Annotated in this window: 17 protein-coding genes; all 17 read left to right on the forward strand. The window is 76.0% G+C overall.

Features of this window, described 5'->3' with window-relative positions; translation table 11 throughout:
* Window positions 1-130 precede the first annotated feature (130 nt).
* The 17 genes from ACRYM0_RS16960 to ACRYM0_RS17040 all read left to right on the forward strand — a co-directional run bounded on the left by ACRYM0_RS16960 (window position 131) and on the right by ACRYM0_RS17040 (window position 15453).
* A complete protein-coding gene (locus ACRYM0_RS16960) occupies window positions 131-1870 on the forward strand; it encodes a CTP synthase (protein ID WP_432506985.1) in 1740 nt (579 codons plus the stop codon).
* Window positions 1867-2535 (forward strand): NUDIX domain-containing protein, encoded by a 669-nt coding sequence (locus tag ACRYM0_RS16965; RefSeq protein WP_432506986.1) that lies wholly within the window; start codon window positions 1867-1869, stop codon window positions 2533-2535. Before ACRYM0_RS16960 ends, ACRYM0_RS16965 begins: the two co-directional genes overlap by 4 nt.
* Before the next feature lie 76 nt (window positions 2536-2611).
* Window positions 2612-3625: a site-specific tyrosine recombinase XerD gene (gene xerD, locus ACRYM0_RS16970; protein WP_432506987.1), complete on the forward strand. Its 1014-nt coding sequence runs from the start codon at window positions 2612-2614 to the stop codon at window positions 3623-3625.
* 240 nt (window positions 3626-3865) lie between these two features.
* Window positions 3866-4681: a ParA family protein gene (locus ACRYM0_RS16975; protein ID WP_432507000.1), complete on the forward strand. Its 816-nt coding sequence runs from the start codon at window positions 3866-3868 to the stop codon at window positions 4679-4681.
* 202 nt (window positions 4682-4883) lie between these two features.
* Window positions 4884-5594 (forward strand): SAF domain-containing protein, encoded by a 711-nt coding sequence (locus tag ACRYM0_RS16980; protein WP_432506988.1) that lies wholly within the window; start codon window positions 4884-4886, stop codon window positions 5592-5594.
* 3 nt (window positions 5595-5597) lie between these two features.
* The gene (locus ACRYM0_RS16985) at window positions 5598-6380 is read left to right on the forward strand and encodes a hypothetical protein (RefSeq protein ID WP_432506989.1); all 783 of its coding nucleotides are present in this window, start codon (window positions 5598-5600) and stop codon (window positions 6378-6380) included.
* A gap of 62 nt (window positions 6381-6442) precedes the next feature.
* Window positions 6443-7750, forward strand: a complete 1308-nt coding sequence (locus ACRYM0_RS16990; RefSeq protein WP_432507001.1) for a CpaF family protein — start codon at window positions 6443-6445, stop codon at window positions 7748-7750.
* Window positions 7747-8631 carry a type II secretion system F family protein gene (locus ACRYM0_RS16995; protein WP_432506990.1) on the forward strand — a complete coding sequence of 295 codons (885 nt, stop codon included), beginning with the start codon at window positions 7747-7749 and terminating at the stop codon, window positions 8629-8631. Before ACRYM0_RS16990 ends, ACRYM0_RS16995 begins: the two co-directional genes overlap by 4 nt.
* Window positions 8628-9581, forward strand: coding sequence for a type II secretion system F family protein (locus tag ACRYM0_RS17000; protein ID WP_432506991.1), 954 nt, complete (start codon window positions 8628-8630; stop codon window positions 9579-9581). Before ACRYM0_RS16995 ends, ACRYM0_RS17000 begins: the two co-directional genes overlap by 4 nt.
* A 74-nt stretch (window positions 9582-9655) precedes the next feature.
* Window positions 9656-9922: a hypothetical protein gene (locus ACRYM0_RS17005; RefSeq protein ID WP_432506992.1), complete on the forward strand. Its 267-nt coding sequence runs from the start codon at window positions 9656-9658 to the stop codon at window positions 9920-9922.
* The gene (locus ACRYM0_RS17010; protein WP_432506993.1) at window positions 9919-10320 is read left to right on the forward strand and encodes a TadE family protein; all 402 of its coding nucleotides are present in this window, start codon (window positions 9919-9921) and stop codon (window positions 10318-10320) included. Before ACRYM0_RS17005 ends, ACRYM0_RS17010 begins: the two co-directional genes overlap by 4 nt.
* Window positions 10317-10736 carry a TadE/TadG family type IV pilus assembly protein gene (locus ACRYM0_RS17015; protein WP_432506994.1) on the forward strand — a complete coding sequence of 140 codons (420 nt, stop codon included), beginning with the start codon at window positions 10317-10319 and terminating at the stop codon, window positions 10734-10736. The genes ACRYM0_RS17010 and ACRYM0_RS17015 overlap by 4 nt, the downstream gene beginning before the upstream one ends.
* Entirely contained in the window at window positions 10733-11215 is a 483-nt protein-coding gene (locus ACRYM0_RS17020) for a pilus assembly protein TadG-related protein (protein ID WP_432506995.1), read from the forward strand. Before ACRYM0_RS17015 ends, ACRYM0_RS17020 begins: the two co-directional genes overlap by 4 nt.
* 5 nt (window positions 11216-11220) lie before the next feature.
* Entirely contained in the window at window positions 11221-11805 is a 585-nt protein-coding gene (locus ACRYM0_RS17025; protein WP_432506996.1) for a hypothetical protein, read from the forward strand.
* A complete protein-coding gene (locus ACRYM0_RS17030) occupies window positions 11805-13025 on the forward strand; it encodes a hypothetical protein (protein WP_432506997.1) in 1221 nt (406 codons plus the stop codon). Before ACRYM0_RS17025 ends, ACRYM0_RS17030 begins: the two co-directional genes overlap by 1 nt.
* Window positions 13026-13089: 64 nt before the next feature.
* Complete coding sequence (locus ACRYM0_RS17035; protein ID WP_432506998.1) at window positions 13090-15027, forward strand: LysM peptidoglycan-binding domain-containing protein; 1938 nt, start codon at window positions 13090-13092, stop codon at window positions 15025-15027.
* A 129-nt stretch (window positions 15028-15156) separates the two neighbouring features.
* Entirely contained in the window at window positions 15157-15453 is a 297-nt protein-coding gene (locus tag ACRYM0_RS17040) for a WXG100 family type VII secretion target (RefSeq protein ID WP_432506999.1), read from the forward strand.
* Window positions 15454-15945 lie beyond the last annotated feature (492 nt).

The raw sequence follows: 15945 nt of genomic DNA on the forward strand, positions 1-15945 counted from the left end.
GGGCGCGCTCCCGAGAGCGCGCCCGGCAGCTGCCCGGCGCCGCCGACGCGCTGGCGCAGGTGCTCGCCGAGCACGGCGCGGCGCGGCGCGCGGCCCGCGGCACCCCGGACGTCGGGTAACCTCGAAGTCCGTGGCGAACCGCAGCAACCCCGAGTCCCCCACCCAGCACGTCTTCGTCACCGGGGGGGTGGCCTCCTCCCTCGGGAAGGGTCTGACGGCCTCCAGCCTCGGTCGCCTGCTCCGCGCGCGCGGTCTGCGCGTGGCGATGCAGAAGCTCGACCCGTACCTCAACGTGGACCCGGGCACCATGAACCCGTTCCAGCACGGTGAGGTCTTCGTCACCGACGACGGCGCCGAGACGGACCTGGACATCGGTCACTACGAGCGCTTCCTCGACGTGCGCTTCGACGCGTCGGCGAACGTGACGACCGGCCAGGTGTACTCCTCGGTGATCGCCAAGGAGCGGCGCGGTGAGTACCTGGGCGACACGGTCCAGGTCATCCCGCACATCACCAACGAGATCGTCGAGCGGATGCGGGCGCAGGCCCGCCCCGACATCGACGTCATCATCACCGAGGTCGGCGGGACCGTCGGCGACATCGAGTCCCTGCCCTTCCTGGAGGCCGCCCGCCAGGTCCGCCAGCGACTGGGGCGCGACAACGTCTTCTTCGTGCACGTCTCCCTCGTGCCGTACATCGGGCCCAGCGGGGAGCTGAAGACCAAGCCCACGCAGCACTCGGTGGCGGCGCTGCGCAGCATCGGCATCCAGCCCGACGCGGTCGTGTGCCGCTCGGACCGGGAGATCCCCGAGGGCGTCAAGCGCAAGATCGCCTCGATGTGCGACGTGGACGACGAGGCCGTGGTGGCCTGCGTCGACGCGCCCTCGATCTACGACATCCCCAAGGTCCTGCACCGCGAGGGCCTGGACGCCTACCTGGTGCGCAAGCTGAACCTGTCGTTCCGCGACGTGGACTGGACCACGTGGGACGAGCTGCTGCGCCGGGTGCACTCGCCGCGCCGCCGGGTGGAGATCGCCCTGGTGGGCAAGTACATCGACCTGCCCGACGCCTACCTGTCGGTCACCGAGGCGCTGCGCGCCGGGGGGTTCGCCGAGGACGCCAAGGTGGACATCCGCTGGGTCGCGGCCGACGACTGCGACACCCCGGACGGGGCTCGCAAGGAGCTGCACGGCGTGGACGCGGTTTGCGTGCCGGGCGGTTTCGGCGTGCGCGGCATCGAGGGCAAGCTGGGGGCCCTGCGCTGGGCGCGCGAGAACGGCGTGCCGACGCTGGGGTTGTGCCTGGGTCTGCAGTGCATGGTGATCGAGTACGCGCGCAACGTCGCTGGCCTGGCCGGGGCGAGCTCCACGGAGTTCGACGCGGGCGCCGAGCACCCCGTGATCGCCACGATGGCCGAGCAGCGCCACATCGTCGCCGGAGCGGGCGACATGGGCGGCACGATGCGGCTGGGCTCGTACGAGGCGGTGCTGCAGGCGGGTTCGGTGGTGGCGGCCACCTACGGCAGCGAGCGCATCTCCGAGCGGCACCGGCACCGCTACGAGTTCAACAACTCCTACCGCGAGCAGCTGACCGCGGCCGGCCTGGTGTTCTCCGGCCTGTCCCCGGACCGCGAGCTGGTGGAGTTCGTGGAGCTGCCCGAGGACGTCCACCCCTACTACGTGGCCACCCAGGCGCACCCGGAGTTCAAGTCGCGCCCGACCCGCTCGCACCCGCTGTTCTCCGGCCTGGTGGCGGCCGCGCTGCGCCGCCAGCGCGAGGAGCAGCTGCTGGACGTCGAGCCCGAGCCCGCCGAGGAGCACGCCGGGCCGCGCCCCGGTCGTGAGGACGAGCAGGCGGAGGTGACGGCGTGAGCGGTTTCCCCGAGGAGCTCGATGTGCCGGTGGTCACCACCGGTGACGTGGCCGACGCGCAGGTGCAGCGGCCGCTGCGCTCCAGCGACGTGGTCTTCACCGGGCACGTGTGGGACGTGGTGCGCGAGGAGGTGGAGCTGCCGGGCGGGACCGTCACGCGCGACGTGCAGCGCCACCCCGGTGCGGTCACCGTGCTGGCCCTGGACGGCGACGACAACGTGGTCCTGCTGAAGCAGTACCGCCACCCGGTGCGCCGGGAGCTGTGGGAGCTGCCCGCGGGTCTGCTCGACGTCGAGGGGGAGGCGCCGCTGGTGGCCGCCCAGCGCGAGCTGGCGGAGGAGGCCGACCTGGTCGCCGCCGACTGGGCCGTCGTCGTGGACTGGTTCAACTCCCCGGGGGGTTCCAGCGAGGCCAACCGGATCTACCTGGCCCGCGGGCTGTCCGCGGTGCCGCGCTCGGAGCGCCACGACCGCGAGGACGAGGAGCGCGACATGGTGCCGGTGCGCCTGCCGCTGCAGGAGGCGGTGCTCGGGGTGCTGCAGGGGCGCCTGCACAACCCGGGCACCGTCATCGGGGTGCTGGCGGTGCACGCGGCCGCGGCGGCGGGCTTCACCACGCTGCGCCCGGCGGACGAGCCGTGGCCGGAGGGCCTGCTGCGCCGCTGAACGGGTCGCGCCGCGCCCGTCGCGTCGCTGCCCGCCCGGGGCGGGTGGCTGCCCTAGTGTCACGGGGGTGCCGCCCGTGAGCTCCGCGACGCCCGCCGACGTGCGGGACGACGTGCCCGGGCGCGCACCCGAGCCGGCGGGTCGTCTCGTGGCGGCCCTGCGCGACTACCTCGGCCACCTGCAGGTGGAGCGCGGGCTGTCGGAGAACACCCTGGGGGCCTACCGCCGCGATCTGCGCCGCTACCTGCGCTTCCTGGCGGCGCAGGGCGTGCAGGACCCCTCGGCCGTCGACGAGGCCACGGTCAGCGCCTTCGTCGTGGCGCTGCGCACCGGTGCCGACGGGGGAGCGGCGCTGACGGCGAGCTCGGCGGCGCGCACCGCGTCGGCCGTGCGCGGCTGGCACCGGTTCCTGCACGCGGAGGGGCACAGCGTCGCCGACCCGGCGTCGCTGGTGCGTCCCCCGGCACCGCCGCGGCGGCTGCCGACGGCCCTGACCGTCGAGGAGGTCACCCGGCTGCTGGAGGTGGCGGGGGCCGGTGGCGGTCCCGCGGCGCTGCGCGACCGGGCACTGCTGGAGCTGCTGTACGGCAGCGGCGCTCGCATCAGCGAGGCGGTGGGCCTGGACGTCGACGACGTCTCACCCCAGGTCCTGGGGGAGAGCGGGGTGGTGCGACTGCGTGGCAAGGGTTCCAAGGAGCGCGTCGTCCCGCTGGGGTCCTACGCCCGTCGCGCGCTGGAGCAGTACCTGGTGCGCGCGCGGCCGGAGCTGGCCTCGCACGGGCGGGGTGCGGCGGCGCTGTTCCTGAACAGCCGCGGCGCGCGACTGTCGCGGCAGAGCGCGTGGGCGGTGCTGCAGGCGGCGGCGGGGCGGGCCGGCATCGCGCGCGCCGTCTCCCCGCACACCCTGCGGCACTCCTTCGCCACCCACCTGCTGCGCGGTGGTGCGGACGTGCGCGTGGTGCAGGAGCTCCTCGGCCACGCCTCGGTGGCCACCACGCAGGTGTACACGCTGGTGACCGCGGACTCGCTGCGCGAGGTGCACGCGGAGACGCACCCCCGCGCGCAGCGTCCACCGCGGGGCGCGGACTAAGGTCGTCCGCGCCAGCGCACCTGCGCGACCGCTCCGCGGGGCGCGGAGCACCGCCCGAGACGAGGAAGTGCCACGCCAGTGACCAGCGAGTTCCCGACGTCCGCCCCCTCGACGCCGCCGGAGCCCGGTGCGGGGGTGCCGCGACCCGACGCCGGGCCCGCCCCGGTGCCGCCGGCCGACGGCCGTGACGTGCAGGGCGAGATCGAGCTGGGGCCGCAGACCGGGCCGACGGGCCGCCCGATGCCCGTGTTCCCGGTGCCCGAGCCGCTGCAGCAGCACGGCCCGGCGCGGGTCATCTCCATGTGCAACCAGAAGGGCGGGGTCGGCAAGACCACCACCACGATCAACCTGGGGGCCGCGCTGGCGGAGTACGGCCGTCGCGTGCTGCTGGTGGACTTCGACCCGCAGGGTGCGCTGTCGGCGGGGCTGGGCGTGAACCCGCACGAGCTGGACCGCACCGTCTACCAGCTGCTGATGGAGCCGGGCACGGACGTGCGCGAGGTGGTCCGCGAGACCGCGGTGGAGGGCCTGGACCTGCTGCCGGCGAACATCGACCTGTCGGCGGCCGAGGTGCAGCTGGTCGGCGAGGTGGCGCGCGAGAGCGTGCTGGCGCGGGCCCTGCGCCCGGTGCTGGGCGACTACGACGTGGTGCTCATCGACTGCCAGCCCTCGCTGGGGCTGCTGACCGTCAACGCCCTGACGGCCTCGCACGGGGTGCTCATCCCGCTGGAGTGCGAGTTCTTCGCGCTGCGCGGGGTGGCTCTGCTGGTGGAGACGATCGAGAAGGTCCAGGAGCGGCTGAACCCGGTCCTGGAGGTGGACGGGATCCTGGCGACGATGTTCGACGGGCGCACCCTGCACAGCCGCGAGGTGGTCGCCCGGGTCGTCGACGCCTTCGGCGACGACGTGTTCCACACGGTGATCGGGCGCACGGTCAAGTTCCCCGATGCGACCGTGGCGGCCGAGCCGATCACCGTCTACGCCAGCAGCCACCCCGGGGCCGAGGCGTACCGGCAGCTGGCGCGTGAGCTGGTGGCGCGCGGCGACGCCGCCTGAGCCCCGCCGGGCCGGCTCGAGGCCGGTGAGGAGCGGCGCTCGCCACCGCCGGCGGCGCGCAGCGCGCTCCTGGGTCGTCACCCGATCTGGTCACCGGCTGTGGTCGGGCTGTGGTCGGGACGGGTGAGAGTCGTCCCTCGCCCGGCGGAACCGGTCGCTCGCGGTGACCGGCGCCCGGCCCCGCCCGTGCGAGCGTCGGCGCATGCCCCTCACCGCAACCCCGCGCGGCACCGGCGCGCCCGAGCAGGCCCCGGGCACGGGCGCCCGGCGCGTGCCCGCCCCCACCCGCGAGCGCCGGCCCGCGCTGCTCGCCCTCGGCCTGGTCCTGGTCGTCGGCGGCGCGCTGGGCAGCGCCCTCGTGGTCCACCGCAGCGGCGACCGCGTCGACGTCCTCGTGGCCCGCCACGACATCGCCCCCGGCGACCGCGTGGAGGCGGACGACCTGCGGGTGGCCCGCGTGGCCGCCGACGGCGCGGCCGTCGTGCCGGCCGAGGCGCTCGACAACTTCGTGGGCACCTACGCCACCGCCCGCGTCCCCGCGGACACCCTGGTGAACCGGACGATGTTCCTCGCCGGGGGTGTGGTCCCGTCCGACGCCGCCGTCGTCGGCGTGGTCCTGGACCCGCAGCAGCGTCCCAGCGAGGCCCTGCGCTCCGGTGACGTGGTGCGCGTCTTCCTCGTCGCCGAGGACGGCGGCGCCACGGTCACGGGTGATCCCGCGGGCACCGTCCTGCTGCCGTCGGCCCGCGTGGTCGCCGGGGGGGCGGGTGATGCGGCCGGCTCGGGCGCGGTGTCGCTGCTCGTGCCGGCGGAGCGCTCCGCGGCCGTGGTCGCCGCGGCCGCCGCCGGGCAGGTCGCCGTGGCCCGCGTGGCCGAGAGCACCCGCCCCGACGTCGACCTGGTCGAGGGCTGAGCCGTGGCGACCGTGTGCTTCCTGTCGGCGAAGGGTTCGCCGGGGGTGACCACCGCCGCCCTGCTCGTGGCGGCCCTGTGGCCGCGGGACGTCGTGGTGCTGGACGCCGACCCCGCCGGCGGGGACGTGGCCGCCCGCCTGCCGGGTCCGTCCGGCGCCGTCCTGGACGCCGAACGCGGCCTGCTGCCCCTGCTGACGTCGGCGCGCCGGGGTCTGACCCCGCAGCAGCTGCTCGGCGAGGCGCAGCCGGCGGCCGGGGGCACGGCCGTGGTGTGCGGGCTGACGCGCCCGCAGCAGGCGGCCGCCGCCGTCGGCAGCTGGCCGGCGCTGAGCGCGGCGGCCGCGGGGCTGGGGACGTTCGGCACGGACGTCGTGGTCGACGCCGGCCGCGTGACCACCGAGCCCGTGCACCTGCCGCTGCTGCGCGACGCGGACGTGGTGGTCCTCGTGCTGCGCGACGACGTGACCTCGGTGCTGCACGCCCGTGAACGGCTGACGGCCCTGCAGACGTCGCTGCGCCGCGCTGACGGGCTGCTGCCGCGCACCGGTGTCCTCGTCGTCGGCGACGCCCGGCGCGGTGACGTCGACCAGGCCGCCTCGGTCGTGCGTGCGGCCGGGGAGCGGGTGGAGGACTTCGGGCGGCTGCCCCTGGACGCCGCCGGCGCCCGCGTCTTCGACGGCGCGCGCACCGCCCGCCCGGAGCGCACCGCCCTGGTGCGCGCCGGGCGGGTCGTGGCCGCCGCGCTGGCGTCGGTCGCCGCCGGCGAGCACCGGAGGGCCGCGTGAGCGTCCAGGCCCCCCGCGCGGGGGTCCCCCGGGTGCCGTCGCCGCGCTCCGGCGCGCCGGCGGTGGACCACGACCTCGTGCGCCGGCTGCGTGGCCAGGTGGCTGAGCGGCTGTCCGCGCAGCGCCGCCGCGACGACGTCGCGGGGCGCGCTCCGATGTCGAGCGCCGACGAGCGCCAGTTCGCGCGCTCGCTCGTGGTGCAGGTGCTGGAGGACCACGCCCGCGCCGAGGTGGAGGCCGGCCGGCCGCCGCTGGACCCGGCCGCGGAGGAGGCCGTGGCCGCGGCGATCAGCGCGGCGCTGTTCGGTGTCGGGCGCCTGCAGCCGCTGCTGGAGGACCCGGACGTGGAGAACGTGGACGTCAACGGGTTCGACCGCGTGTTCGTCGGTTACGCCGACGGTCGCGAGGAGCTGCACGAGCCGGTCGCCGAGTCCGACGAGGACCTGGTGGAACTCGTCCAGGTCCTCGCGGCGAACGTCGGCCTCACCAGCCGTCCCTTCGACGCCGCGAACCCGCAGCTGGACCTGCGGTTGCCGGACGGGTCGCGCCTGTCCGCCGTCATGGGGGTGTGCCAGCGCCCCGCCCTGAGCATCCGCCGTGCCCGCCTGGCCCGCGCGACGCTGGCGGACCTGGTGGCGGCCGGTTCGATGAGCGAGGACCTGGCGGGTTTCCTGCGCGCAGCGGTGCGAGCCCGCAAGAACATCATGATCTCCGGCTCGACGAACTCGGGGAAGACGACGCTGCTGCGCGCACTGGCTGCGGAGATCGGGCCGCACGAGCGGCTCATCACCGTCGAGCGCGCGCTCGAGCTGGGCCTGGACCAGGACGTCGAGGCGCACCCGAACGCCGTCGCGTTCGAGGAGCGGCTGCCGAACTCCGAGGGCGTGGGTGGTGTGGGCATGGCTGAACTGGTGCGCCGCTCGCTGCGCATGAACCCCAGCAGGGTGATCGTCGGCGAGGTGCTCGGCGACGAGATCGTCACGATGCTCAACGCGATGAGCCAGGGCAACGACGGTTCGCTGTCGACGATCCACGCGAACTCCTCCGCGGAGGTGTTCAACCGCATCGCCACCTACGCCCTGCAGGCGGAGGAGCACCTGCCGGTCGAGGCCAGCCACATGCTCATCGCGGGAGCGGTGGACTTCGTGGTGTTCCTCGACAAGCAGAACACCTACCACGCCGGCGGCGGCCTGCGCCGTGCGGTGACCAGCGTGCGCGAGGTCACCGGCGTGGACGGCAGGGTGCTCTCCTCGGAGGTCTTCCTCGCCGGCGCGGACGGTGTGGCGCGCGCGCACGCACCCGTGCAGTGCGCGGCGGACCTCGAGGCCGCCGGCTGGTCGGCTCCCGTCGTGGACCGGTGGGGCTCGTGACGGGCGCCGTCCTCCCCTCGGCCCTGACGGCGCTGCCACCCGAGGTGCTCGCCGCGCTGAGCGCGGGAGCGGCCGGTGCCGGGGTCTTGGCCGTGCTCGCCGGTGCGCTCGGGCGGGTGCCGCAGGCCGCGGGCCGGCCCTCGTGGCGGCGCCGGGCGCCGCAGGTGAGCCGGCGGGTGCTGCTGAGCGCCGGTGCCGCGGTGCTGACCCTGGTCCTGACCCGGTGGCTGGTCGCCGCCGCGGGCATCGGGCTGCTCGTGGCCTGCTGGGACCGGTTGTTCGGTGCGGGTGCGGAGGCGGGCCGGGGCATCGCGCGGCTGGAGGCGCTGGCCACCTGGACGGAGTCCCTGCGCGACACCATCGCCGGCGCGGTCGGCCTGGAACAGGCGATCCCCGCGACGGCGGGCACGTCCGCGCCGGTGCTGCGGCCGTCGCTGAACCTGCTGGTGGACCGGCTGCGCATCCGGGAACCGCTCGCGGACGCGCTGGTGCGCTTCGCCGACGACGTCGACGACCCGAGCGCGGACGTGGTGTGCGCGGCGCTGGTGCTCAACGCGCGCCTGCGCGGGCCGGGCCTGCGCGACGTGCTGACCGCCCTGGCGGCGTCCACGCGCGAGGAGCTGGACGTGCGGCGGCGCATCGAGGCCAGCCGGCGCAGCATCCGCCGCAGCGTGCAGATCGTGCTGCTCATCGTGCTGGGTGTGATGGGGTTGCTGGCGGTCTTCAACCGCCCGTACGTGGCGCCGTACTCCACGGTGACCGGCCAGTTCGCGCTGCTCGTCGTGGGGGCGGTGCTGCTCGTCAGCCTGCTGTGGTTGCGTCGGCTCGCCCGGGTGGAGACCCACGAGCGGTTCCTCGTCGCGCCGGGGGTGGCGCGGTGACGCCCGCCCTGCTCACCGGTGCCGCCTTCGGTGCCGGGGTGCTGCTCGTCCTCGCGGTGCTGCTGCGTCCGCGCCCGTCGCTGGCCGTGCAGGTCGCCCGCCACGACGGCCTGCGCCGCAGCGCGCGCCGCCGGTTGCTCAGCGCGGCCGAGGCCGCCGCGTCGGCCGCACCGGACCGCGGGCTGCTGGGGTTGTCCAGCGCCACCGGCCGGCTGGTGCGGGCCCTCGGTGACCGCCTGGAGGTGCTCAGCGCCGAACGCGGCTGGCGGTTGCAGCGCACCCGCGCCGACCTGGCCGTGCTGGGTCGCGGCACCGGTGAGTTCCTGGCCACCAAGGTCGTCGCGGGCCTGCTCCTGCTGCTGCTGGTACCGGTGTGCTGGGCGATCCTGCGCTCGTCCGGGGTCCCGTTGCCGGCGGGCGCGCCGCTGCCGCTGGCGCTCGTGCTCGGCGGCCTGGGGTTCGTGGTCCCGGACCTGGCGCTGCGCGCGGACGCCGAGCGCCGCCGTCGCGACTTCCGCCGCGTCGTCGGAGTGTTCTGCGACCTGGTGGCGATGAACCTCGCCGGAGGCAGGGGCCTGCCCGAGGCGCTGCTGAGCTCCGCCTCGGTCAGCGACTACTGGGCGCTGGTGCGCATCCGCCAGGCGCTGGCGAACGCCCGGCTGCTGGGGGAGAACCCCTGGGAAGCGCTGGGCGACCTCGGTGAGGAACTGGCCGTCGCCGAGCTGACCGACCTGGCGGGGGCCTTGGTGCTGGCCGCCGACGACGGCGCGAAGATCCGTGCCTCGCTGGCGGCCCGCGCAGCGACGGTGCGCCGCCGCGACATGGCCGACGTGGAGGGCGAGGCGGGGGAGAAGTCCCAGTCCATGCTCGTCGCGCAACTGCTGCTGTGCACCGCGTTCATGGTGTTCCTGGCCTTCCCCGCCGTCTCCAACCTGCTCGGCGGGTCCTGAGACGACCGGGTGCCGTTCCCCGTTCCCCCTCGACACCGAGGACCTGCAAGACCGAAACCCTGAAGGAGAGACCCGTGTCCTCGAACCCGACCGTCCTCGCCCGCGTGCGCTCCACCCTGGTGGCGCGCGGTCGCCGCGCAGCCGCCGGCGATCGCGACGCCGGTGCCTCGGCCCTGGAGTGGGCGATCATCGCGGCGGTCGTCGTGGTGGCCGCCTCCGTCATCGGCGGGGTCGTCTTCAACATCGTCAAGACGAAGGGAGCCGACCTGGAGAAGTGCGCGAGCGTCGCCGTCGGCTCGGCGTGCGCCGGGGGCACCGCCTCCGGGGGCGGCGCGGAGTGACGCGCCGCGACGAGGGGTCCGCCGCGCTGGAGACGGCGTTCATCGCGCCGGTGTTCCTGCTGCTGGTGTTCTTCGCCGTCCAGGTGGGGTTGTGGGCCTACGGGCGTTCCGTCGCGCTGGAGGCGGCGCGCGAGGGCGTCGCCCAGCTGCGCGTCTTCCCCGACCAGCAGTCCGCCGACGCGGGGCAGCCCGCGGTGGAGGAGCACGTGCGCCTGTTCGCGGGGACCCTCGGCCGCGAGTCGCTGCTGCAACCCGAGGTGAGCACCACGTGGCAGCCGGAGCAGCGTCGGGTCAGCGTCCAGGTCACCGGACGCGTGATCAGCCTGGTGCCCGGACTGGAGCTGACGACGACGCAGCGCGCCGTCGGCACCGTGGAGCGGTTCCAGGGGGCGCGGTGAACCGGTGCCGTGCGTCCGGGGACGCCGGCAGCGTGGCGCTGGAGTTCACCCTCGTCGCGCCGCTCCTGCTGGTGCTCGTCGGGTTGCTGCTGGCGTACGCGCGCGTGGCGCAGGTGTCGGCGACGCTCGACGCGGGCGTGCGCGACGCCGCCCGATCAGCCACCTTGTCCCGTTCCGCCGGTGCGGCGTGGACCCGCGCCCAGGAGGTGATCGGCACCTCCGTGGGGCCCGGCGACTGCGCCGACTCCCTGGTCGTGGACGAGATCGCACCGCTGGTCCCCGGCACCGCGGTCACCGTCACCGCCCGCTGCACGTACTCGCTGGACGACCTCGGCCTGCCGGGGTTCCCCGGCAGCGTGACCGTCCGCTCGTCCTTCTCCAGCCCCCTCGACCCCAACCGGGAGGTGTCCTCGTGACCACACGCTCGCCGCGCCCGCTCGCCGGCCGCGAGGAGGGGTCCATCGCGCCGGCCGTGCCGGTGCTGGCCCTGGTCCTGCTGCTGCTGGCCGGGCTGGTCGTCGACGCCTCGCGGCAGTTGACGGCCCGGTCCCGGGCCATCGCCTACGCCGAGGAGGCCGCGCGCGCCGGGGCGGCCGCCATCGAGCTCGACGCGCCGGACCTGCGGCTGCTGCCGGAGCAGCAGGTGGCCGAGCGGGTCAACGCCTACTGCCGGGCCGCTGCGGCTTCCGGCGGGCCGGTCGTCGCGAGCGGGGACTGCTTCCGCGGCACCACGTCCGAGGGCGACCCGCTGGGGCGCCGCATCGTCGTGCAGGCGCACGTCGACGTCGTCGTGCCGACCACCCTGCTCGGCGTCGTCGGCATCCGTGAACTGCACGCCGCCGGCGACGGCCGGGCCCGCCCCTTCGAGGGCACCGACCAGGAGGACGCCGGGTGAGGGGCGTGCGCACCCGCGACGCTGCCGTGCTGCTGCTGACCGCCGCAGCGGCGACCACCTGCACCGCGTGCTCCGGAACGGGCTCCGCGGTGGCGCCGCCGACCCCGGCGGTGCCCGCGACGGCGGCGCCGGTGCCGGCCCCGGCCACCGCTGAGGTGGCGGCCGACCCCCACGGCGGTGACCCCGCCGTGGCGGCGCTGCGCGGCTACCTGCGCCAGCAGGCGCTGGCGATCAACGCCCGGCAGAGCGACCCCGCCGCCCTGCCGGCGTTCACCGCGACCCTGACACCGGCGGCGTTGGAGTGGGCGGTGCCGCTGCTGGCGGCGAACCTCGGCGACGAGATGCCGGGGCCCTACCCGGTGGGGGTGCTCACCAGCACCCGCGACGGCGCGGACCGCGTGGAGCTGCAGCTGTGCCTGCAGGACCGCGGCTGGCAGGTGGACCGGGCCGGCGGGCAGCCGCTGAACCCGGCGCACTTCGCGCGCGCGAGCGCGGTCGTGGTGCGCAGCGGCGAGCGGTGGCTCGTCGACGACGTCGTGGGCACGGGCGAGGAGTGCTCGGCCGCACAGGTGCACGAGGAGAGGTTCTGATGGGTGTGCACGCGGCGCGGTGGTCGCGCGGCGCGGTGGCGGCGGCCCTGGCCGTGGTGGTGCTGCCGCTGTTCCCGGTGCTCCCGGCGTCGGCGGTGGAGGCCGGGGCGGCGCGCTCGCTCGCATCCTCCGCCGGCGACGTGCAGCGCACCGCCGGTTCCTGCCTGACCCGCGCCTCGTCGACGGGCACCTACTCGATGCGCTGCGCGGGGTCCTCCCGCCGGGCGGGCAGCTTCCAGGACCTGCTGCGGGGAGCACCCGCGCCGACCTGCTGGTTGCAGGACGCCGGTGCCCCCGACCCCGACTCGCTCACCCCCCTCACGCTCGCGGGCGGTGGTCCGGACGAGCCCGCCACCACGGCCGCGACCACCCCTGCGGTCCGGCTCCTCTCGACGCCGGTGACGGCGTCCCCGACCGCGTCCCCGGATCCCACCGGAACCCCCACCCCGACCCCGACCGCCCCGCCGACCGCGCCCCCGGATCCCACCGGAACCCCCACCCCCACCCCGACCGCGTCCCCGACCGCGCTCCCGGAGACCACCGAAACCCCGACCCCGACGCCGACCCCGAGCCCGACCCCGGAGGAGTTCCAGCAGATCACCATCACCCCGCCGCCGGACCCGGACAGCGGCGTGCCGTCCTGGGACATCGAGTTCACACCCTCCACGGTGGTCGTGTTCCGCGACGCCCCGGACCGCTGCCCCTTCTGGAGCGAGCTCACCGCGGGACAGCAGGCGTACGTGGAACTCGCGCGCGAGCGCCGTGGGCGGATCCACACCCTCGGTGTCCTCACCTCCCCGTCGACGACGCCCCGCGTCGGGCAGACGATCGCCTTCTCCCGCGGAGAGCCGGAGGAGCCCCGGGAACTCGTCTCGGGCGACGTGCGCATGCGGGCCGTCATGGAGGAACTCGTCGTCGAACCCGGTGAAGAACCGGGCACGACCGTGCGTTGCACGGGCCGCGGGGACCGGCTGGCCGCCGGCGCGACCGTCCGCAGCGGCCCCGGGTTGTGCTCGTACACCTACCGCAGCACCTCCGCGGGGCGCACCCACGCGGGCACCCCGGACAACTTCACCGTCCGGGCCACCGAGGTGTGGCGCATCGAGGTGAGCCGGGACGCCGGCACCACGTGGGAGACGCTGCAGGTCGTGGAGCTGGAGACCCGGACCGGTCTGCGCGTCACCGAGGTGCAGACGCTCGTGGTGCCGCTGACCAGCTGATCACCCACCACCGTCGCAGCAGGACCCGGGGCAGGACCCGGGCATCGCCAGAAACCGAGGAACCATGTCCACGTCCACCCTGCCCGGACCGTCCCGCACGCCGGTGCGGCTGCCCCGGCGCGCGCTGTCCCCGCGGGCGCGCCGCCTGGAACTGCTGCGCGGCGCCGGTGCCGCGCTGGTGCTGCTCGCCGTGCTCGGCGGTGTCCCCCTCGGCCTGGTGCACCTGGTCGGGAACCCCTTGCCGGCGACACCACCCACCTCTGCCTGGCTCGACGCGGAACTGACCGCGAGCGCCGTCGTGGACGTGCTGGCCGCTGCCCTGTGGTTGCTGTGGGGGCACTTCGCAGGGTGCGTGGGCGTCGAGCTCGCAGCCTGGGCCCGCGGCGGCACGGCCGCCCGTGCGCGCCTCGGCGGGACCAACCAGGTCCTCGCGCAGCGCCTCGTCGCGGCCGTCCTGCTGCTGGCCTCCGGAGCCGTGGGGGTGCCGCAGGGCACCGCGGCGCCGTTCCTCGCCGCGGTGAGCTCGTCCACGGGCCCCGTGGCCGCCGGGACCGCGGCGACGGCCGCGGCGCACGGCGCGGAGGCCGGTGCCGCCCGTGGTGCCCCCGCCGGGCCCGGCGTGGCGCAGGCGCCGGCCGTGCGGGCACCGCGGGGTGCCGCCGCGGAGGCGGGCTGGGCCAGCACCGCACCCGCGCCCACCGGTCCCGGCGGGGTCGTCGGCCTCGTCGTGCAGCCCCCGAACGGTCGGCACCACGACTGCCTGTGGGACATCGCCGAACGCACCCTCGGCGACCCGCTGCGCTACCGGGAGATCTTCGAGCTGAACAAGGACCGGGTGCAGCCCGACGGGTCCCGGCTCGTCGACGCCGACCTGATCCGCCCCGGGTGGGTGCTGCTGCTGCCGGCGGACGCGGTCGGTGCCGGTGCCCCGGTGCCCGTCGCCCCAGCGCCCGCCCCCGCGCCGGAGCCCGTTCCCACCGTCCCCGCTGCGCCGGCCGGTTCCGCGGTGGGGACCGGGGCGCCGGAGGCCCCCGACGTGGCCGCCAGGGCCGCGCTCAGCGGTGGGCTGCTGCTCGCGGGCGTGCTCGTCGCGCTGTCCGGCCGCGTGCGCGGGCGTTCCGGCGAGGAGGTCGTCGAGCACGTCCGGCTGGCCGCGGACGTGCCGCGCGCCCGGTTCCTCGACGCGGCGCTGCGGTCCCTGGCCGCCGACCGGGCCGCCGACGGGCTGCCGCTGCCGGACGTGGTGGCCGCCCACCTGTCCGCCGGCGAGCTCGTGCTGCACCTCGGTGCCCGTCCGGACGGTCCCGCCGCCGTCCCACCGGCACCCTGGACGGTGCTGGCCGGTGGCGCGTGGCGCGTCGCGCGCGCCGACCTGCCCGGGGACCTCCCCGCCGGCGAGGCCTCCGCCGCTCCGTACCCGGCCCTCGTGGACGTCGCCGGCAGCGGCGAGCACGAGGTCCTCGTCGACCTGGAGAGCGCCCCGGGTCTCGTCGCGGTCGGCGGGCGGCCGGACGCGGCGCGGGACGTCGTCACCTCGATGGCCGTGGAGCTGGCGACGAACTCGTGGTCCGACGGCGTGGACGTCCACCTCGTGGGTTTCGGGGACGAACTGTCCGCGCTGGCGCCGGGGAACCTCACCGCGCACGTCGCGCTGGACCCGCTGCTGGACCGGCTGGAGGAACGGCACGGGACCCCTGCCCGTCCGGGGGACCTGCTGGCCGGTCGGCTCGCCCGCGACGCCGGGCGCCCGCGGCCGACGGTCGTCGCGGTCTCCGGGCGCCCTGCACCGGAGCAGGTGCAGCGGCTGTCCCGGCTCACCACCGGTGGGCGCACCCCCGTCGCCGTGTTCTGCGTGGGTGACGTGCCGGAGGCGTCGTGGCGGTTCTGCGTCGACGACGAGGGAACCCTCGACCTCGGTGTCCTCGGCCTGCGCGGCACCGCACGCCGGCTGCCGCCGGAGGAGTACGGCTCCTGGTTGGCCGCGCTGCGCGCAGCCCTGTGAGCACGGCGACGGAACCGCCCGGACGGGCCTGTGGACACCGCACCGGAACACCGTCCCGGGTGTTCCACTGGAACTCCCGGGACCGCCGGTCCGGGGCCGGAGAAGAACCCCTCTCAGAAGGAGCCCACCGTGGCGAACCTGAACGTCACCTACGACGACATGCGCACCGCCTCCGCCGACCTGGAGAACGGCAGGCAGGAGATCGCCGACAAGCTCGCCCGCCTGAAGGCTCTCGTCGACAGCCTCGTCTCGGCCGGGTACGTGACCGACAGGTCCTCGGTCGCCTTCAAGGACTCCTACGACGAGTTCAACACCGGCATCACCCACGTCCTGGACGGTCTGATCGGGATGTCGACCTACCTGAACACCGCGGCGCAGGCCCTCGAGGACACCGACACCCAGCTCGCCGCGCAGCTCGGCCGCTGAACCGGCGTTCCCGGGAGCTGCCGAGCCCGCGTCCTGCCGGGTGCACCGCCTTTGGGCGGCGTTGACCGCACCACCCGATCACCCTGGAGCTCGACGCTCCCGCGACCCGTGAAGGAGGTCCCGTGCGCCTGGCCGTCACCGTCGTCGACCCCTGCAGCGGCGAGCGGCGCGACGTCGTCGTCGAGGCCGACCCGCGGGTCCACGTCGGCGAGCTCACGCCCGCGTTCGGGCAGGCGGGGGCTCGGGTCTTCGTCGACGGCGCGGAACTCGACCACGGCACGCCGCTGGGGGAGAGCCCGCTGCGCGAGGGGGCGGTCGTCAGCCTGCACGACGCGAGCGGGTGCGTGCCGGCAGAACCGGCCGGGCTGGTGGAGCTGCGCGTCGTCGCCGGCGCCGGCGCCGGCCCCCCCCCCCCCCCCCCCCCCCCCCCCCCCCCCCCCCCCCCCCCCCCCCCCCCCCCCCCCCCCCCCCCCCCCCCCCCCCCCCCCCCCC

Source organism: Kineococcus arenarius subsp. arenarius, assembly GCF_050871845.1.
Classification (GTDB): domain Bacteria; phylum Actinomycetota; class Actinomycetes; order Actinomycetales; family Kineococcaceae; genus Kineococcus.

Coding starts and splice junctions, on each gene's coding strand:
- ACRYM0_RS16975 (WP_432507000.1), top strand. CDS start 3,866: ATGCCCGTGTTCCCGGTGCCCGAGCCGCTGCAGCAGCACGGCCCGGCG.
- ACRYM0_RS16980 (WP_432506988.1), top strand. CDS start 4,884: ATGCCCCTCACCGCAACCCCGCGCGGCACCGGCGCGCCCGAGCAGGCC.
- ACRYM0_RS17030 (WP_432506997.1), top strand. CDS start 11,805: ATGGGTGTGCACGCGGCGCGGTGGTCGCGCGGCGCGGTGGCGGCGGCC.
- ACRYM0_RS17035 (WP_432506998.1), top strand. CDS start 13,090: ATGTCCACGTCCACCCTGCCCGGACCGTCCCGCACGCCGGTGCGGCTG.